This window comes from Oceanithermus desulfurans (assembly GCF_014201675.1).
GTDB lineage: Bacteria > Deinococcota > Deinococci > Deinococcales > Marinithermaceae > Oceanithermus > Oceanithermus desulfurans.
In genome coordinates this window covers 152,208-167,664 of the sequence record NZ_JACHEZ010000002.1, presented here as the reverse complement: position 1 = coordinate 167,664, position 15,457 = coordinate 152,208, and the positions used below count along the sequence as shown (strand labels likewise).

Genomic DNA, 15,457 nt, shown 5'->3' with positions numbered 1-15,457 from the left:
GCAAGGTACCGCGACGGGTTGACGCGTTCCGGGGCCGCGGGAATAATTAAGCCATCCGGCGCTGCCGGTGGCCCCCTATGACGGAGCCGAACGCGTTGCTCACGCTAAAACACGTTACCAAGCGCTTTCCGGGCGTGGTAGCCGTGGACGGCGTCAGCCTGGAGGTGCGCCCGGGGGAGGTGCACGCCCTGCTCGGCGAGAACGGGGCCGGGAAGACGACCCTGGTCAGCCTCCTCTACGGCCTCTACCCCCCCGACGAGGGGGAGATTTTTTGGCATGGGCGGCCGGTGCGGATCCGCTCGCCGCAGGAGGCCATCCGGTTGGGGATCGGGCTGGTGCCGCAGCACCCGCTGCTGGTGCGGGCGCACACGGTGCTCGAGAACCTGGCCCTGGGGATGCCCCGGGGCTTCCTCTTTCCCACCCGGGGGCTGGAGGCCCGCATCGCCGAGCTGACGCGCCACTACGGCTTCCGCTTCGACCCCCACGCCCCCGTCTGGCAGCTCTCCGAGGGGGAGAAGCAGCGGGTGGAGATCGTGCGCGCCCTGCTGCAAGGCGCCAGGCTGCTCGTACTCGACGAGCCCACCTCGGTGCTCACGCCCCAGGAGGCGCGCGAACTCTTCAAGGTGATCCGCCGCATGCGCAGCGAGGGCGAGGCCGTCATCTTCATCAGCCACAAGCTCGACGAGGTGCTCGAGGTGGCCGACCGCATCAGCGTGCTGCGCAAGGGGCGGCTGGTGGGGCAGATGACGCGCGCCGAGGCCGACAAGGCCGAGCTGGCGCGGATGATGGTGGGGCGGCAGGTCAGCTTCGAACGCCGCAAGCCGCCGGCGCGGCCCGGGGAGGTGGTGCTCGAGCTCGCGGAGGTGCACGCCCTGAGCGACCGTGGCCTGCCGGCGCTGCGCGGCGTGGGCCTGCGGGTGCGTGCCGGCGAGATCCTGGGTCTGGCGGGCGTGGCCGGCAGCGGCCAGCGCGAACTCGTCGAGGTGGTCACGGGGCTGCGCCGGCCCCAGCGCGGTGAGGTACGGGTCCTCGGGCGGGCGCCCTGGAGCCGTCACCGCGCGCGCATCGCCCACATCCCCGAAGACCGCCGCCGCCAGGGCGTGGCCGGCGGCCTCGACCTGGCCGAGAACCTGATCCTGCACGACTACGGCCGTCCCCCCTTCGCACGCGGGCCGCTGCTCGACCGCCGCGCCGTCTACGCCTTCGCCCGCGAGCAAGTCGCGCGCTACCGCATCGACCCGCCCGACCCCCGCACGCCGGCGCGCCTGCTCTCCGGGGGCAACCTGCAGAAGCTGATCCTGGCACGCGAGCTCCACGGGGAGCCGCCCCTGATCGTCGCGGTCCACCCCACCTACGGTCTCGACGTGGGGGCGACCGAGCTCGTGCACGAGCTGCTCATCGAGCAGAGCCGCAGCGGTGCGGCGGTGCTGCTCGTCTCCGAGGACCTCGACGAGGTCCTCGCCCTCGCGGACCGGGTGGCCGTGATTCAGGGCGGCCGCATCGTCGGCGAGGTGGACGCGGAGGCGGCCGACCGCGAGCGCATCGGATTGTGGATGGCGGGGGTGGAGGCGTGAGGCGGATCGGCCCCTTCCTCGTCGAGAAGGACCTCGTCGCCCCGCCGGGGCGGGTGCTGGCCGTTTCTACAGCGGCGTTGGTGCTGGCCTTTCTGGTCGCGGGGCTGGTCTTCTGGGCCTACGGGGTCAGCCCCTGGGTGGCCTACCGCACGATCTTCGTGGAAACCCTGCTCAGCCCCAGCGGCTTCGCCGAGGGGGTGCGCCGGGCGATCCCGCTGCTGCTCGCGGGCGTGGGGCTGGTCCTCGCCTTCCGCGGTCAGTTCTGGAACATCGGCGCCGAGGGTCAGCTGCTGCTTGGCGCGGTGGCCGCCGCCGGGGTGGCCCTCTTCGTGCCCCTGCCCGATCCGCTCAAGCTGCCGGCGATGTTCCTGGCGGGCTTCGCCGCGGGCGGGCTCTGGGCGGCGGCGCCGGCGCTGCTCAAGCTGCGCCTGGGCGTGAACGACGTGCTCACCACCCTGATGCTCAACTACGTGGCCGTCTACCTGGTGGAGTGGTTGATCCACGGGCCCTGGCGCGGCCGCACCGCCTTCGGCTTCGCCTACAGCGACCGCTTTCCGGACGCGGCGATGCTGCCGCTCATCCCCGGTACCTACGTGCACTGGCCGACGCTGCTGCTGGCGCTGCTGCTCGCGGGGGCGGCCTGGTTCGTGCTCGCGCGCACCACCTGGGGCTACCCGGTGCGGGTCACCGGTGACAACCCCGAGGCGGCCCGCTACGCCCGCATGCCCGTCTTCTGGGTCGTCTTCGGGGTGGCGCTCGCCTCGGGCGGGCTGGCCGGGCTGGCCGGGGTGGGCGAGGTGGCCGGGGTGCACGGCCGCCTGCTGGGGGCCTACCAGATCTCACTGGGCTACGGCTACACCGCGATCATCGTCGCCTGGCTGGCGCGCGGCAACCCGCTGGGCGCGGTGCTCACCGCGCTCTTCATGGGCCTCGTCTTCGCCAGCGGTGACGTGATGAAGATCGCGCTGCAGATGCCCTTCCGGGTCACCGACGTCTTCAACGGGCTGATCCTCTTCTTCCTGATCTCGACCGAACGCCTGCTCTACTACCGGGTGCGCTGGGCCCCGGCGCGGAAGGAGCGTTGATGGAGGACTGGATCTGGACCACGCTGGTGCGGGCGCTCGCCTTCGGGACCCCGATCTTGCTCGCGGGGCTGGGCGAGATCTACGCCGAGCGCAGCGGGGTCGTCAACCTGGGGGTCGAGGGGATGATGGCCGTGGGGGCGCTAGCCGCCTTCGCGGTCGCGCAGTCGAGCGGCAACCCCTACCTGGGGCTGGCCGCGGCGGTGCTGGTGGGGGCGTTGATCGCGCTGCCCTTCGCGGTCGCCTCGATCACGCTGCGCGCCAACCAGTACGTGGCGGGCCTGGCGCTCACCATGCTGGGCCTCGGCCTGTCGGGCCTCTTGGGCAAGCCCTACGAGGGCGCGCCGCTGGCGCACCCGCTTCCCGAGACCGGCTTCGTCGTGGCCGCGCTGGTGCTGGCCGCGGTGCTGTGGTTCTTCCTGCGCCACACCTTCGCCGGCCTGGTCCTCCGCAGCGCCGGCGAGAACCCCGAGACCGTGGACGCCATGGGGATCAACGTCTACGCGGTGCGTTACGGCGCGGTCGTCTTCGGTGGGGCGATGGCCGGGCTGGCCGGGGCCTTCCTCTCGCTGGCCTACCGGCCCAGCTGGGCCGACGGCATCACCTCGGGGCTGGGCTGGATCGCGGTGGCGCTCGCCATCTTCGCGGCCTGGCACCCGCTCAAGGCGGTGGGCGCGGCGCTCCTGTTCGGCGCGCTCTACCACCTCTCCTACCGCTTGCAGGCGGCGGTGTCGCCCGAATTCCTCAAGGCGATGCCCTACCTGTTCGTGGTGGTGGTTCTGTCCCTGAGCGCCCTCAGGCGGGGTCCGTCGGGGGCCCCCGAGGCGCTGGGAATCCCCTACGTACGGGGGGAACGCAGGTAGTCGAGGAGGAAGGGTATGCGGAAAGGGTTCTTGGCGTTGTTGGTGGTGCTCCTGGGCGCGCTCGGTTTCGCGCAGGGGGACAAGCTCAAGGCGTGCTGGATCTACGTGGGGCCGGTGGGCGACTACGGTTGGAGCCACGCCCACGACCAGGGCCGCATCGCGGCGGAGAAGGCGCTGCCCTGGCTGGAGACGCAGTACGTGGAAAGCGTGCCTGAGGCCCAGGCGGAGGCCTACATCGACCGGCTGGTGAAGCAGGGGTGCGAGGTCATCTTCGCCACCAGCTTCGGCTACATGGACAGCGTGCTGGCGGCCGCGCGCAAGCACCCGGACGTGATCTTCGCGCACGCCACCGGCTTCAAGCGCGCCCCCAACGTGGCCACCTACATGGCCGACTTCTACCAGCTCTACTACCTCAACGGCCTGATGGCCGGGGCGCTGACCAAGACGGGCAAGGTCGGCTACGTGGGCGCCTTCCCCATCCCAGAGCTGAAGCGCCACATCAGCGCCTTCGCGCTGGGGGTGCGCGCCGTCAACCCCGACGCCGAGGTGCTGGTGCGCTGGATCTACGAGTGGTACAACCCCGCCGCCGCCAAGGAGGCCACCGAGGCGCTGATCGCCGAGGGGGCCGACGTCTTCGCCTTCACCGAGGACACCCCAACGGTGATCCAGGTGGCGGCCAAGAAGGGCCTGCCCAGCTTCAGCCACTACTCGCCGATGAAGCGCTTTGCGCCGGACCAGGTGGTGAGCGGGCAGCTGGTGCACTGGGAGAAGATCTACATCGACTTCCTGGCCAAGGTCTACGCCGGCGTCTACACCAACAAGAACCTGCAGGACGTGGACTACTGGTGGCTGCTGCCCCAGGGCGCGGTGGAGCTGGGGGGCGAGTTCGGCGAGCCGGTGAACCCCAAGTTCGTCCCTGCGCTCAAGGCGAAGAAGGTCAACCATCCGGTCTTCGGCGAGATCAGCGTCTACGACCTGGTCATGAAGGAGCTGGCGCTGATGAGCGACGTGGAGCTGGCCGCCGACCCCTTCCAGGGGCCGATCAAGGACCGCCAGGGCAGGCTGCGCGTGCCCGCGGGGCTGCGGCTCACCAAGCACGAGCTCGAGACCATGGAGTGGGCGGCGCCGGGGATCAAGGGTCCCTGGCCCAACGAGCCCAAGTAGCGTCTGCGCGGTGCGCACGGGGCCGGGCGACGCCCGGCCCCTTCTGTGGACAGCCCCCGGCGGGATTGCCTATACTTAGGCTTGCTGCGCGCCAGCGTAGCTCAGCGGTAGAGCAACCGCCTCGTAAGCGGTAGGTCGCCGGTTCAAATCCGGCCGCTGGCTCCAGAGCCGAACACGGACAGGCCGCCCCCTGCGTCAGGGGGCGGAAGCTTTTTGGAGCGCGCCTTCCACGGCCGCCCTTGCGGCGCGCGGCGGCGTCGGGGTAAGCTGGGGACGTGGACATATCGATAAATGTTGATACAACAAACATCGATACAATGGCGCGGGCGTTCAAGGCGCTGGCCGACCCTACGCGGCTGCGCGTGCTCGAGGTCCTGAGCCGCGGCGAGCACTGCGTCTGCGAGATCCAGGCGCACCTAGACCCCCTGCCCCAGAACCTGCTCTCGCACCACCTGCGGGTGCTCAAGGAGGCGGGGCTGGTGCTCGCGGAGAAGCGGGGGCGCTGGGTGCACTACCGCCTGAACGAGCCCCGGCTGGAGGCGCTGCGCCAGAGCGTTCCGAGGCTGGACCCAAACAAGCAGGTCGAGTGCGCCTGCCGAGGGGCGGTGGAGACGAAATGAGCTTACGGGCTTTCAGGCTGAACGCGTCGTGGAAGCTGCTGCCCGCGGCGCTCCTGTGGGGGCTGGCGCTCTGGGCCGACCGTCCTTTCTGGGACGCGCTGCTGTGGCGGGGGCTGCGCCTCGACCCCGGGGTCCGCTGGGCCGAGGCGCTTCACTTCTTTCTCTACGACACCACCAAGATCCTGCTGCTGCTCGTGGGCATCGTCTACGCGGTGGCGCTGGTGCGCAGCTACTTCAGCGTCGAGCGCACCCAGGCGCTCTTGGGCGTCCGTCGCGAGGGCGTGGGAAACGCCTTGGCCGCGGCGCTGGGGGTGGTGACGCCGTTCTGCTCGTGCAGCGCGGTGCCGGCGTTCATTGGTTTCGTGGCCGCGGGGGTACCGCTGGGGGTGACGCTCTCCTTTTTGATCGCCAGCCCGATGGTGAACGAGGTAGCGTTGGTGCTGCTCGTCGGGCTTTTCGGGTGGAAGGTGGCGGCGCTCTACCTGACCGCGGGTCTGCTCGTCGCGGTGGCGGCCGGCTGGGCCCTGGGGCGGATGGGGCTCGAGCGCTGGGTGGAGCCCTTCGTCTACGCCATCCCGCTGGGCGAGCGCAGCGAGGGCGCCGGCGCCCCCAGCTTCGACGAGCGCATGGCCTTTGCCGCCGAAGAGGTGCGCACCATCGTGGGCAAGGTCTGGCCCTACCTGGTCGCGGGCATCGCGCTGGGCGCGGCGATTCACGGTTGGGTGCCCGAGGGCTTCTTCCTTCGCTTGGCGGGACCCGACAACCCCTTTGCGGTCTTCGGTGCGGTGCTGTTGGGCGTCCCCCTCTACTCGAGCGCGGCCGGGGTGCTGCCGCTGGTGGAAGCGCTGCACGCCAAGGGGCTGGCCATGGGGACGCTGCTCGCTTTCATGATGGCTGTCGTGGCCCTCTCGCTGCCGGAGATGCTCATCCTGCGCCGGGTACTCAAGCCGCAGCTGATCGCCGTCTACGTCGCCGTCGTTGCCGCGGGCATCATCGGCATGGGCTACCTGTTCAATGCGGTGCTGGGGTAAGGAGGCGCGATGGGCCAGAAGGTCGCTGAACACCTGAAGCGCCGGCTGCTCTTCTACGCGCTGCTCGCCATCGCCCTGGGCTGGTGGGCCGGCGCGAACGGGGCGGGGTGGGTGACGGCCCAGAAGGGCGCGCTGCGCGTTCTGGCGCAGTTGCTCGTCTTCCTGATGATCTACCCGATGATGATCAACCTCAACCTGGAATTGCTGCCCAAGGAGGCGCGGGAGCCGAAGCCGGTGGGGCTCAGCCTGGCCTACAACTACCTGCTCACTCCGCTGCTGGCCTACCTGTTGGCGCGGATCTTCATTCCCAACCCGGAGCTGGCCCTTGGCTTTTTCCTGGTTATGCTCATCCCCGGCTCCTCGATGGCCGTGGGCTACACCGGGTTAGTGGGAGGGAGTCTCGAGGTGGCCACGGTCACCCAGGCCGTCAACTTCCTGGTGTTGCCGCTCGCCCTGCCGCTCTACCTGACCGCGCTGGCGCACAGCTTCCGGCTCGCCGTTCCGGTGGCCGGCCTGCTCGCGACGGTGTTCTGGGTGTTGATCCTGCCGATGTTCCTGGGCGACCTCACCCGCCGTGCAGTGCTCGGCCGCTTCGGCACTCCGGGCTTGGCCCGCTTGAAGCCCTGGCTCGGGGTCGTGACCATGGTCACCATGCTGGTCTTGGTGGCGCTCATCTTCATGCTGAAAGGCGCGATGCTAACGCTGAAATGGCCGCTACTCCTGCCCCTGGTGCTCGCTTCCATCGTCTACCTGGTACTGATTCTGGGCCTGGCGACCTGGCTCGATCGCGCGCTCGGGTTGGGCTACCGCGAACACATGGGGGTGGCCTTCGTTTCCAGCGGCAAGAACAACGGCACCGCGATCGCGATCGCGGTGACCGCGATGAGCCCGCTCGTGGCGCTGCCCGCGGCCATCCTGCCGCTCGTGCAGATCGTGGCCCTCGTTGGCTACGTTCACCTGGCCGGCGCCGTTTTGCGTTTCTTTGGTGAGCAGGCGGTCGCCTAACCGCTTGTGAAAAGGAGTTGACGATGGAGCTGGAAAAGGCCTTTGCGATGATGCAACAGAACCTCGGATCCGCCCTCCCGCCGGTGATGGAAAAGATTTACCGGCAAGACCCCGGCCTCTTCGCCAGTCACCTGATGGGCAAACAGTTCGCCAAACCCGAGGGCGGAGCTCTGGACGAGCGAACCCGCGTGCTCGTTCACCTGGCGGCCGCCGTGGCCCTGGGGGCCGAGGGCTGCGCCCGTGCCATGGCGCACCGCGGCCGGGCGATCGGGTTGGACAGGGAAGCGCTGCTGGAGGCCGTGTACATCGCACGTTTTGCGGCAGCAAGCAAGGTACTGGAAGACGCCGAGGTCGTCTTCGACGAGCTCGAATGAACCCGCCCGAAGTCGTGCTCCTGACCGCGCCCGGCTGCCGGCGCAGCGAGCGGGTGCGCCGCGCCTTCAAGCGCGCGGGCCTGCCCTTTCGCGAGCTACCGCTCGATGATCCCGAGGGCGCCCGCATCGCGGCGGAGCACCGCATCCTGGCTTCACCCGGCATTCTGGTCTGTGGGCAGCCGGTGGGGGTCTTCGAGCTGTTTCCGGAATGCCGTTTCGACCCCGCCCGCCTGGCCGCCCGCCTGAAGGAGGTGGCCCCGTGTTGATTTCCTGGAGCGTGCTGCTTTGGATCGCTTTGATCGTCGGTTTCGTGACCTCGTCGCTGCGCATCTGGATCGACCGCGTCTTCGTTACGCTGCTGCTGCTCACCATGGGGCATCTGCCCATCGACGCCGCAGTGCGGGTGAACTTGCTGGTCCTGCTGCTCGCGGCGCTGAGCCACGGCCTGATCCGGCGCGAGGGGTGGTTGTGGGGCGCGTTCGGCCGCTTCCCTTCGTGGGAGGGCTGGGCCGCCGTTTTGGGTGGGCTCGTCGGCGGCGCCTTGGGGCGGGTATGGGCCCAGGGTCTGACCGCGGGCGTGCTGGTTGGCGTGCTCGGGGCCTATGCGATCGCCATGGGGCTGCGCCTGCTGCTCGTTAAACCCGGAGAGGGCAAACCGGCGCCCGAGCACCCCGGATGGATCGCCCCGATCGCTCTGGGGGCGGGCCTGTTCACCGGCCTCATCTCCGCAGGCGGCAAGCCCTTTGCCGTACCGCTTTACAACTGGGCCGTGGGGCACAAGCTGCCCGTCGCCTACGCGATCGGTACCTTTGGGGCGATCGCCGCGGCGGTGGGCGCGGTGCTGGCCGGGTACGCCTACGGGCCCGGGTTTTCGGGCTCGACGTGGGCGACGGCGCTGGCGATCTGGTTCGGGGTTTCGCTGGTGGCGTGGCTTACGGACCGGATCTGGAGCCCCAGGTTGATGAAGGTGACCGCCTTGCTGGTTGCCGTCGTGTTGATAGCGATCGGCGTCAAGTTTCTGGTGCAGGTATCGTAAGGAGGGAAGCGTATGACGGTGTTCAAGGTGCTGGGTGCGGGGTGCAAGAACTGCCGGAGTCTGGAGGCGAACCTGAGGAAGGCGCTCGAGCTGCTCTCGGCCGAGGCGGAGGTGGAAAAGGTGGAGGACTACCCCTCCATCCTGAGCTACGGGGTGACGACCACCCCGGCACTGGTCGTGGGCCGTGAGGTGCTGCTGAGCGGCCGGGTGCCGCGGCCCGAGCAGCTGGCGAAGCTGATCGCGGGGTACCTGTGACCGAGCCGGGAGCCGGGAGCCGGAGCCCGTTGCGCCTGCTGGTGCTCTGCACCCACAACTCGGCCCGCAGCCAGATGGCGGAGGGCTGGTTGCGCCGCCACCTGGCGGAGGCGGGGGTGGCGGCCGAGGTCTGGTCGGCGGGCACCGAGAAGACGCGCGTCAAGCCCGAGGCCGTGCGGGTGATGGCCGAGGCGGGGGTGGACCTGGCGGGCCACGCCTCCAAGACGCTCTTCGAGCTGCCCGACCCCTGGAACTTCGACCTGGTGCTCACCGTCTGCGACGCCGCCGCCGAGGCCTGCCCCGCCTACCCGGCGCGCACGCGCCGGCTGCACGTCAGTTTTCCCGACCCCTCGGGCCGCCCGCTCGCCGAGTGGCGGCGGGTGCGCGACGCGCTGGGGCGCATGAGCCGCGCCCTGGCGGCGGCGCTGGCCGCGGGGCGCTGGCCCGACGAGGCCGAGCTGAAGGCGGCCGCGGGACTAGAATAAGGGCGGTGCACCAGGACCCGCTGTTCCCCGAGTGGAACCCGGCGCCGCCCGAGGACGAGGCCGAGCGCCTGGCCGAGCTGCGCGCCTTCGACCAGCTGGGCCGGCTGGCCGAGCGCTACCGCTCGAGCCGGGCCTTCGGCGCGCTGCTCGACTTCGTGATCCGGATGCGGGACCTTTCCCCCTACAACGCCGCTCTTTTGCACCTGCAAAAACCCGGGGCCACCCAGGTGCGGACGGCCGCCGAGTGGCGGGAGCTGGGGCGTCGGGTGCGCCCGGACGCGCAGCCGGCGCTGCTTTTGCACCCGGGCGGCCCCCTGCGCTTCGTCTTCGACGTGGCCGAGACCGAGGGACCGCCGGCGCCGGAGCCCTCCGCCGCCGCGGCGGCGGACGTGCGCGCGGCGCTCGAGGCCCTGGCGCTGCGGGTGAGGAGCCGGGGGGTGGAGGTGACGGGGCCACTCTTCGGGCCCGAGCCGCCGGGGCGGCTGCGCCGGGGCGAGGGGCGGTTCGTCATCCAGCTGGAGGAGGCGGACGACGCCGCGCGCTACGCGACGCTCGTCTACGAGCTGGCCCGCTTCTTCCTGGGCCACCTCGGCGGGTGTGAGGGGTGTGACCTGGAGGACCGCCCCCCGCCCGACGCGATCAGCGGCCGCTTCGAGGCGGGGTCGGTGGCGGCGATCGTCTGCGGCCGCGCCGGGGTGCCCACCGAGGCGGGGGCCTTCGTGCGTGGTTACCTGCAAAGCTTCGCCGAGGTGCCCGAGCTCAGCCTCGACCGGGTGCTGCGGGTCGCCGGCCGGCTCGAGCGCCTTAGCCGCTAGCCGCAACCTCCCAAGACGTCGTTCACAGAGCCGACGGCCGTGGGGACCCTGTTCCGCAGACCGGAAGCCAGGGATTCCTCCCGGCCTCCCCCTAGGGAGAGGCGGCGGCGAAGCCGCCGGAGGGGGGTGGTTGGGAGCGGCACCTAGTGCGTGGTGCGCAGTGCGTGGTAGGTGGCGAATAGGTAGTGGGTTGTGGGGTGTGGGAGGCGGGAACGGCGCAAGACGGGTTCCTGCAGGCCCCGGGTACCGGCCACGAACCACAGACCACAAGCCACAAGCCACAAGCCATGCCCCCACCCACCGCCTTTCCCGCCTCCCCGCATCGAGGCCGGCCTGCCGGCCGAGACCCGGGACCCACGCCGCAAACGACGCCGACGCCAGGGCTACCCGCAACGGGGCCAACCACGAGCTACAGGCCACAGCCCACGAGCCCATTTTCAAAACCCCCACCCCGGCCCTCCCCAAAGGGGAGGGCGCTTTCGCCTTTCCGCGACCGGCGCAGCGCCCCGGCCCCGCCTTTGGACAAGGCCCGGGCCCCGGCTTTCCCTGGAGTGGTGAGAGAAGCCGGTGGCGACGGGTTGGCGTGAACCACGCGTTCGACTTTTCAGCTGGCCGCTACTTGAGGCTTTCCAGCAGCGCCCGCGCCTTTTCCTGATCGGCGCGGTCCACCCAGGTGCGCGCCGGCAGCTCCAGCGCCTTTTCGAGCTGCTCCCGCGCCCGCTCCGGCTTCTTGAGCCGGATCAGGGCGCCGCCGTACTCGAGGCGGTGGGCGATCGCGGTGGGGTTGAGCGCGATGGCCTCCTGGAACAGCGGCTCGACCCGCTTGATGCTGGCGCCGTACATCCAGCCCACGCCCTTCTGGGCGAGCTCGAGGTTCCAAAGCGCCAGCGCCACCAGCGCGCTGTCGTGCTTGGGGTCGAGCTCGAGCGTCTTCTTGAGGTTGTCGCGCACCGAGCTGGCCAGGTTGAGGCTGGCGAGGATGCCGCGGTACTGCGAGAGGCGGCCCTGGGCGCGCGCCAGCTCGAAGTAGCCCTCGGGGTAGGCGGGGTCAGCGGCGATGGCCTTCTTGGCCGCGGCCTCGGCCTTGGAGAACCAGGCTTCCTTGTCCTTGCCCGTGGAGGCCACGTACCCCGCGTAGTAGCTGGCGGCCTTGGCGGCGAGGGCGTAGGACGTGGCCGTGCCCTCGGCCAGGCCCTCCTCGTAGGCCTGCTGGAAGCGGCCTTCGTCGATGAGGGTGGCGGGGTTCGCCCAAGCGATGGCGAAGAGGAGCGCAACTAGGGCCAGAATCTTTTTCATAGACACCTCCAGGGTTTGAACGGTTCCCATTGTAGCAAGACGGCTACCCGGAGCCGGAGAAGGCCCGTGCTAGAGTTTAGGTATGCGTTGGATATTGGGAATTGCGGGGTTGTTCCTGACCCTCGCCTGGGCTCAGTTCAACCCCGGTCCGGCGGAGTATTACGCGCAGTGCCGCACCCTCTACGACGAACAGGTGCTGGCGGGGGCGCGCGCCGCCTGCGAGCTCGCGCTCGTGGCCGACCCCGAGTACGTGCCCGCGCTGAAGCTGCTCGTGCGGGTGCACCTGGACGAGGGCAACCTCGAGGACGCCGGTGACCTGCTCGAGCGCCTCAAGCGCCTCGCGCCCGAGGACCTGGCGACGCGCACCCTGGAGGCGCGCTACCTGCTGGCGCGGGGCCGGCCCGCCGAGGCGCTGGGCCTGGTGGAGTTCGTTCCCGGACCCGAGGCCGCCTGGGTCAAGGGCCGGGCCTACGAGGCGGTGGGGCGCTTCACGGAGGCGCTCGAGGCCTACCGTGAGGCGGCGGTGCTGGGCGAGGAGCGCGCCCGCGTCGACGCGGCGCGGCTGCTCGAGCGGATGGGGCGGCCGCGTGCGGCGCTTGAGGAGCTGGGCGAGGTGGAGGGCCCCGACCGGCTCGTGCTCAAGGGGCGGCTGCTCTGGACTGCGGGCCGGCTCCCCGAAGCCGCCCAGACGCTGGAGCGGGCGCTCGCGGAGCTCTCCAGCGCCGACCCCCGTTACACCGAGGCGCTGGCCACGCTGGCGCGCGTCTACTACGGTATGGGCGACACCCGCCGCGGCGGCCTGACCCTCGACCAGCTCGCGGGCCGGGTCAACCTGGTGGCCGAGCTGCTGCGCGCCGCCTGGCTGTGGCTGCTGGGGCTGGTGCTGCTCGTGGGGCTGCACCTCTACGGCGAGAGCCGCATCGAACCGATCAGCACCCTGGAGGTGCGCACCGACCACGCCTGGGGCGTGGGTCGCGTCTACGGGGCGCTGCTGCTCGCCTGGCTGCTGGGGGCCGCGGCGGCCGTGGGGCTGGGCTGGTACCTGTACCAAAACTGGCTTGCCGCCTTCACCCCGGTGCAGGCGCAGGTGGTGCGGCCGGTCTTCTACATCGTCGCCGCGCTGGCGGCGGGGGCGCTGGGCTGGGGCGCGCTGCGCCCCGCCGAGGAGGGGGCGGCCTCCCCGCTGGGGCGGCGCGAGAGCTGGCTCGAAGGCCTCTGGGTGGGGGTGCTGCTGCTGGCGCTGGTGCTCGGGTACGCCTGGCTGAGCGGCCGCACCGCCTGGCTGGGCCCGGTGCCCTTCAACCCGCTGCTGCCCCTGGGGGCGCTGGCGCTGGCCGCGCTGGCGCTGGCCGAGCCGCTGCTGCGGGTGCGCCTGCCGGCGGCGCTGCAGGCCCGCTACGGCGCGGGGCTGGCGCCGGTCTTTGCGGTGCTGGTGGCCGGCCTCTTCCTGCTGGCCCCGGTGCTGCTGTGGTGGGTCGTGGCCGCGGGCGCGCTGCTGATCTACCTGCGGATGCGCGGCCTGCTGCCGGTGATGGTGGGCTGGCTCGTCCTGGGGGTGCTGCTCCTGGGCGCGGGGTACCTGCCCTGGGCGCGCGCCTTCTTCTGAGATGACCGTCTATTTCCTCTCCGACTTCGGTTCCGCCGACGTCTATGCGGGGGTGGTGCGGGCGGTGCTGGCGCGCCGCGCCCCCGGGGCGCGGCTGGTGGACCTGGCCCACGACCTGCCCCCGGGGGACCTGCGCCACGCCGCGCTGCAGCTCTACGCCGCGGTGCCCCACCTCGCCGAGGGGGGCGTGGTGCTCGCGGTGGTGGACCCGGGGGTGGGCTCGGAGCGCCGGGCGCTGGCCGTCCGCGGCGAGCGCCTGTGGTACGTGCTGCCCGACAACGGCCTGCTCACCCTGGCCGCCGAGCTCGACCCGCCTCGGGAGGTCTGGACGCTCGAGCCCACGCGCTACACGGACGGCCCCGTGAGCCCCACCTTTCACGGCCGCGACGTCTTCGCCCCCGCGGCCGCGCACCTGGCGCTGGGGCTGCCGCCGGCAGCGCTGGGGCCGCGGCTCGACGTGGAGGAGCTGGTGCGCCTGCCCCTCGCCACGGTGGCGGGGCGCGAGGGAGAGGTGATCGCCTTCGACCGCTTCGGCAACGCGATCAGCAACCTGAGGCCGCAGGAGCCGCCCGAGGCCGTGCACCTGGCGGGCCGGCGCATCCCCTTTCGCGCCACCTTCGCCGACGTGCCCGAGGGCGAGGCCGTGGCCTACCTGGGCTCGTCGGGGCTGGTGGAGGTCGCGATCCGGAACGGCTCTCTGCGCGAGCGGCTCAAGCTCTTCGAGGGGGCGGCGGTGAGCCTGCACGGCCCCGAGGAAGAGCCCCCGCCGCTCGAGCTCGACTAACCCTCGAAGGCGGCACGCAGCGCGGGCATGAAGCCGTGCTCCGCGAGGTCGAGGCTGATGGGGGTGATCGAGGTGTAGCCGTCGCGCACCGCCCAGAGGTCGGTCCCCGGGTCCTCGCTGCCCGTGGGCTTGCCCGCGATCCAGTAGTAGGGGACGCCGTTCGGATCCACGCGTTCGACGACCGCGTCCTCGTAGTGGTGGGTCGAGAGCTCGGTGATGCGCACCCCCCTGGGGGCGTTCACCGGGAAGTTGACGTTCAGGAACACCTTTTCCGGCAGTCCGTGGTCGGCGACCCAGCGGGCGATGCGCACCGCCTCGGCGGCGCCGGGTTCGAAGTCCATCTCGGCGCGGCTGTTCACGTCGAGGCTGAAGGCGATGGAGGGGATCCCGATCGAGGTGCCCTCGATCGCTCCGGCCACCGTGCCCGAGTGGGTGAGGTCGAGGCCCAGGTTCACCCCGATGTTGATGCCGCTGACGACCAGGTCGGGGCGGCCCAGCAGGTGCACCCCCAGCACCACGCAGTCGGCGGGGGTGCCGTCCACGCGGTAGGCGGGGATCGGGTCCAGCCCCGCCGCCGCGGTGTGCTTGAAGCGCAACGGCCGGCGCACGGTGATGCCGTGGCCCACCGCCGACTGCTCCACGTCGGGGGCCACCACGTAGACCTCGCCCAGCGCGCTCATGGCCCGGGCCAGCGCCTTGATGCCCGGAGAGAATATGCCGTCGTCGTTGGTGACGAGGATCTTCATACCCCTAAGCCTACACCCGGGGTAAGCTCGGGGTATGTTTCCGCTGGCCGACATCAACCGCCCCCTGCGCCCGCCCGTGGTGGTCAAGGCGCTGGTGGCGTTGAACGCGGCCGTCTTTCTCGTCGAGCTGCTGGCCAGCCCCGCCGCCCGCGAGGCGATGATCTACGGCTACGGCTTCGTGCCCCGGCTCTTCTGGGCCGACCCCCTGGGCGAGGGGTACCGGCTCGTGACCAGCCAGTTCCTGCACGGCGGCTTCAGCCACATCCTCGGCAACCTCTGGTTCCTCTGGGTCTTCGGCGACAACGTGGAAGACCGCCTGGGGCGCTTCCGCTTCCTGCTCTTCTACCTGCTCGGCGGCGCGCTGGCGGCCCTGGCCCAGGGGGTCTTCGACCCCGGCTCCACCAGCCCCATGATCGGGGCTTCCGGGGCGATCTCGGCGGTGCTGGGTGCCTACTTCGTCCTCTTTCCGCGCGCCCAGATCCTGACGCTGGTCTGGATCATCCTGCCCCTCACCTTCTACCTGCCGGCGGCCTTCTACCTGGGCTACTGGGCGTTGCTGCAGTTCGTCTATGCCCTTCTGGGCGGTTCGAACGTCGCCTTCTGGGCGCACCTGGGCGGCTTCGTCTGGGGCTGGGCGGCGCTGCGCTACGGCCTCTTCCCGCCGGCCGCGCCCCCGTGGCGGCGCGGTTAGTCGTCCGGATGACCCTCACTTGGACGGGAC

At 70.9% G+C, this 15,457-nt stretch carries 18 protein-coding genes and 1 tRNA gene; 17 read left to right on the top strand and 2 right to left on the bottom strand.

Features of this window, described 5'->3' with window-relative positions; genetic code table 11:
• Positions 1-77 precede the first annotated feature (77 nt).
• From HNQ05_RS03195 to HNQ05_RS03130, 14 genes are all read left to right on the top strand, one after another.
• A complete protein-coding gene (locus HNQ05_RS03195; RefSeq protein WP_183677581.1) occupies positions 78-1,574 on the top strand; it encodes an ABC transporter ATP-binding protein in 1,497 nt (498 codons plus the stop codon).
• Positions 1,571-2,659, top strand: coding sequence for an ABC transporter permease (locus tag HNQ05_RS03190; protein WP_147145540.1), 1,089 nt, complete (start codon positions 1,571-1,573; stop codon positions 2,657-2,659). The genes HNQ05_RS03195 and HNQ05_RS03190 overlap by 4 nt, the downstream gene beginning before the upstream one ends.
• Complete coding sequence (locus HNQ05_RS03185) at positions 2,659-3,519, top strand: ABC transporter permease (protein WP_147145543.1); 861 nt, start codon at positions 2,659-2,661, stop codon at positions 3,517-3,519. Before HNQ05_RS03190 ends, HNQ05_RS03185 begins: the two co-directional genes overlap by 1 nt.
• A gap of 15 nt (positions 3,520-3,534) precedes the next feature.
• Positions 3,535-4,683, top strand: a complete 1,149-nt coding sequence (locus HNQ05_RS03180) for a BMP family ABC transporter substrate-binding protein (RefSeq protein WP_147145545.1) — start codon at positions 3,535-3,537, stop codon at positions 4,681-4,683.
• Positions 4,684-4,773: 90 nt separating this feature from the next.
• A tRNA-Thr gene (locus HNQ05_RS03175) sits at positions 4,774-4,848 on the top strand.
• A gap of 110 nt (positions 4,849-4,958) precedes the next feature.
• Entirely contained in the window at positions 4,959-5,303 is a 345-nt protein-coding gene (locus HNQ05_RS03170) for an ArsR/SmtB family transcription factor (RefSeq protein ID WP_246104077.1), read from the top strand.
• Positions 5,300-6,334 carry a permease gene (locus HNQ05_RS03165; RefSeq protein ID WP_147145547.1) on the top strand — a complete coding sequence of 345 codons (1,035 nt, stop codon included), beginning with the start codon at positions 5,300-5,302 and terminating at the stop codon, positions 6,332-6,334. The genes HNQ05_RS03170 and HNQ05_RS03165 overlap by 4 nt, the downstream gene beginning before the upstream one ends.
• Before the next feature lie 9 nt (positions 6,335-6,343).
• Positions 6,344-7,339: an arsenic resistance protein gene (locus HNQ05_RS03160; protein ID WP_147145549.1), complete on the top strand. Its 996-nt coding sequence runs from the start codon at positions 6,344-6,346 to the stop codon at positions 7,337-7,339.
• Positions 7,340-7,362: 23 nt separating this feature from the next.
• Positions 7,363-7,713 carry a carboxymuconolactone decarboxylase family protein gene (locus HNQ05_RS03155; protein WP_147145551.1) on the top strand — a complete coding sequence of 117 codons (351 nt, stop codon included), beginning with the start codon at positions 7,363-7,365 and terminating at the stop codon, positions 7,711-7,713.
• The gene (locus tag HNQ05_RS03150) at positions 7,710-7,979 is read left to right on the top strand and encodes a glutaredoxin family protein (RefSeq protein ID WP_147145553.1); all 270 of its coding nucleotides are present in this window, start codon (positions 7,710-7,712) and stop codon (positions 7,977-7,979) included. Before HNQ05_RS03155 ends, HNQ05_RS03150 begins: the two co-directional genes overlap by 4 nt.
• On the top strand, positions 7,973-8,749 hold the full coding sequence (locus HNQ05_RS03145) for a TSUP family transporter (RefSeq protein WP_183677579.1): 777 nt from the start codon (positions 7,973-7,975) through the stop codon (positions 8,747-8,749). Before HNQ05_RS03150 ends, HNQ05_RS03145 begins: the two co-directional genes overlap by 7 nt.
• A gap of 12 nt (positions 8,750-8,761) precedes the next feature.
• Positions 8,762-9,004, top strand: a complete 243-nt coding sequence (locus HNQ05_RS03140) for a thioredoxin family protein (protein WP_147145556.1) — start codon at positions 8,762-8,764, stop codon at positions 9,002-9,004.
• A gap of 29 nt (positions 9,005-9,033) precedes the next feature.
• Entirely contained in the window at positions 9,034-9,489 is a 456-nt protein-coding gene (locus tag HNQ05_RS03135) for an arsenate reductase ArsC (RefSeq protein WP_147145558.1), read from the top strand.
• 5 nt (positions 9,490-9,494) lie between these two features.
• Positions 9,495-10,304, top strand: coding sequence for a hypothetical protein (locus HNQ05_RS03130; RefSeq protein WP_147145560.1), 810 nt, complete (start codon positions 9,495-9,497; stop codon positions 10,302-10,304).
• 615 nt (positions 10,305-10,919) lie between these two features.
• Here HNQ05_RS03130 and HNQ05_RS03125 read toward each other — a convergent pair.
• Positions 10,920-11,600, bottom strand: a complete 681-nt coding sequence (locus tag HNQ05_RS03125) for a hypothetical protein (RefSeq protein ID WP_147145562.1) — start codon at positions 11,598-11,600, stop codon at positions 10,920-10,922.
• Positions 11,601-11,682: 82 nt separating this feature from the next.
• Here HNQ05_RS03125 and HNQ05_RS03120 point away from each other — a divergent pair, with 82 nt between their 5' ends.
• Both HNQ05_RS03120 and HNQ05_RS03115 read left to right on the top strand, forming a co-directional pair.
• Entirely contained in the window at positions 11,683-13,206 is a 1,524-nt protein-coding gene (locus tag HNQ05_RS03120) for a tetratricopeptide repeat protein (protein ID WP_147145564.1), read from the top strand.
• Between the two features lies 1 nt (position 13,207).
• Positions 13,208-13,990, top strand: coding sequence for a (R)-S-adenosyl-L-methionine hydrolase (locus HNQ05_RS03115; RefSeq protein WP_147145566.1), 783 nt, complete (start codon positions 13,208-13,210; stop codon positions 13,988-13,990).
• Here the strand turns inward: HNQ05_RS03115 and surE are convergent.
• Complete coding sequence (surE, locus tag HNQ05_RS03110) at positions 13,987-14,736, bottom strand: 5'/3'-nucleotidase SurE (protein ID WP_147145568.1); 750 nt, start codon at positions 14,734-14,736, stop codon at positions 13,987-13,989. The two genes, HNQ05_RS03115 and surE, sit on opposite strands and share 4 nt — an antisense overlap.
• 34 nt (positions 14,737-14,770) lie before the next feature.
• Between surE and HNQ05_RS03105 the strand changes: the two genes are divergently transcribed.
• Complete coding sequence (locus HNQ05_RS03105) at positions 14,771-15,427, top strand: rhomboid family intramembrane serine protease (RefSeq protein WP_147145571.1); 657 nt, start codon at positions 14,771-14,773, stop codon at positions 15,425-15,427.
• Positions 15,428-15,457 lie beyond the last annotated feature (30 nt).

Excerpts from the sequence above, each read along its gene's own strand:
- surE (WP_147145568.1), bottom strand. The coding sequence starts at position 14,736 with ATGAAGATCCTCGTCACCAACGACGACGGCATATTCTCTCCGGGCATC.
- HNQ05_RS03160 (WP_147145549.1), top strand. The coding sequence starts at position 6,344 with ATGGGCCAGAAGGTCGCTGAACACCTGAAGCGCCGGCTGCTCTTCTAC.
- HNQ05_RS03140 (WP_147145556.1), top strand. The coding sequence starts at position 8,762 with ATGACGGTGTTCAAGGTGCTGGGTGCGGGGTGCAAGAACTGCCGGAGT.
- HNQ05_RS03165 (WP_147145547.1), top strand. The coding sequence starts at position 5,300 with ATGAGCTTACGGGCTTTCAGGCTGAACGCGTCGTGGAAGCTGCTGCCC.
- HNQ05_RS03105 (WP_147145571.1), top strand. The coding sequence starts at position 14,771 with ATGTTTCCGCTGGCCGACATCAACCGCCCCCTGCGCCCGCCCGTGGTG.
- HNQ05_RS03180 (WP_147145545.1), top strand. The coding sequence starts at position 3,535 with ATGCGGAAAGGGTTCTTGGCGTTGTTGGTGGTGCTCCTGGGCGCGCTC.
- HNQ05_RS03150 (WP_147145553.1), top strand. The coding sequence starts at position 7,710 with ATGAACCCGCCCGAAGTCGTGCTCCTGACCGCGCCCGGCTGCCGGCGC.
- HNQ05_RS03120 (WP_147145564.1), top strand. The coding sequence starts at position 11,683 with ATGCGTTGGATATTGGGAATTGCGGGGTTGTTCCTGACCCTCGCCTGG.
- HNQ05_RS03195 (WP_183677581.1), top strand. The coding sequence starts at position 78 with ATGACGGAGCCGAACGCGTTGCTCACGCTAAAACACGTTACCAAGCGC.
- HNQ05_RS03125 (WP_147145562.1), bottom strand. The coding sequence starts at position 11,600 with ATGAAAAAGATTCTGGCCCTAGTTGCGCTCCTCTTCGCCATCGCTTGG.
- HNQ05_RS03115 (WP_147145566.1), top strand. The coding sequence starts at position 13,208 with ATGACCGTCTATTTCCTCTCCGACTTCGGTTCCGCCGACGTCTATGCG.
- HNQ05_RS03155 (WP_147145551.1), top strand. The coding sequence starts at position 7,363 with ATGGAGCTGGAAAAGGCCTTTGCGATGATGCAACAGAACCTCGGATCC.
- HNQ05_RS03185 (WP_147145543.1), top strand. The coding sequence starts at position 2,659 with ATGGAGGACTGGATCTGGACCACGCTGGTGCGGGCGCTCGCCTTCGGG.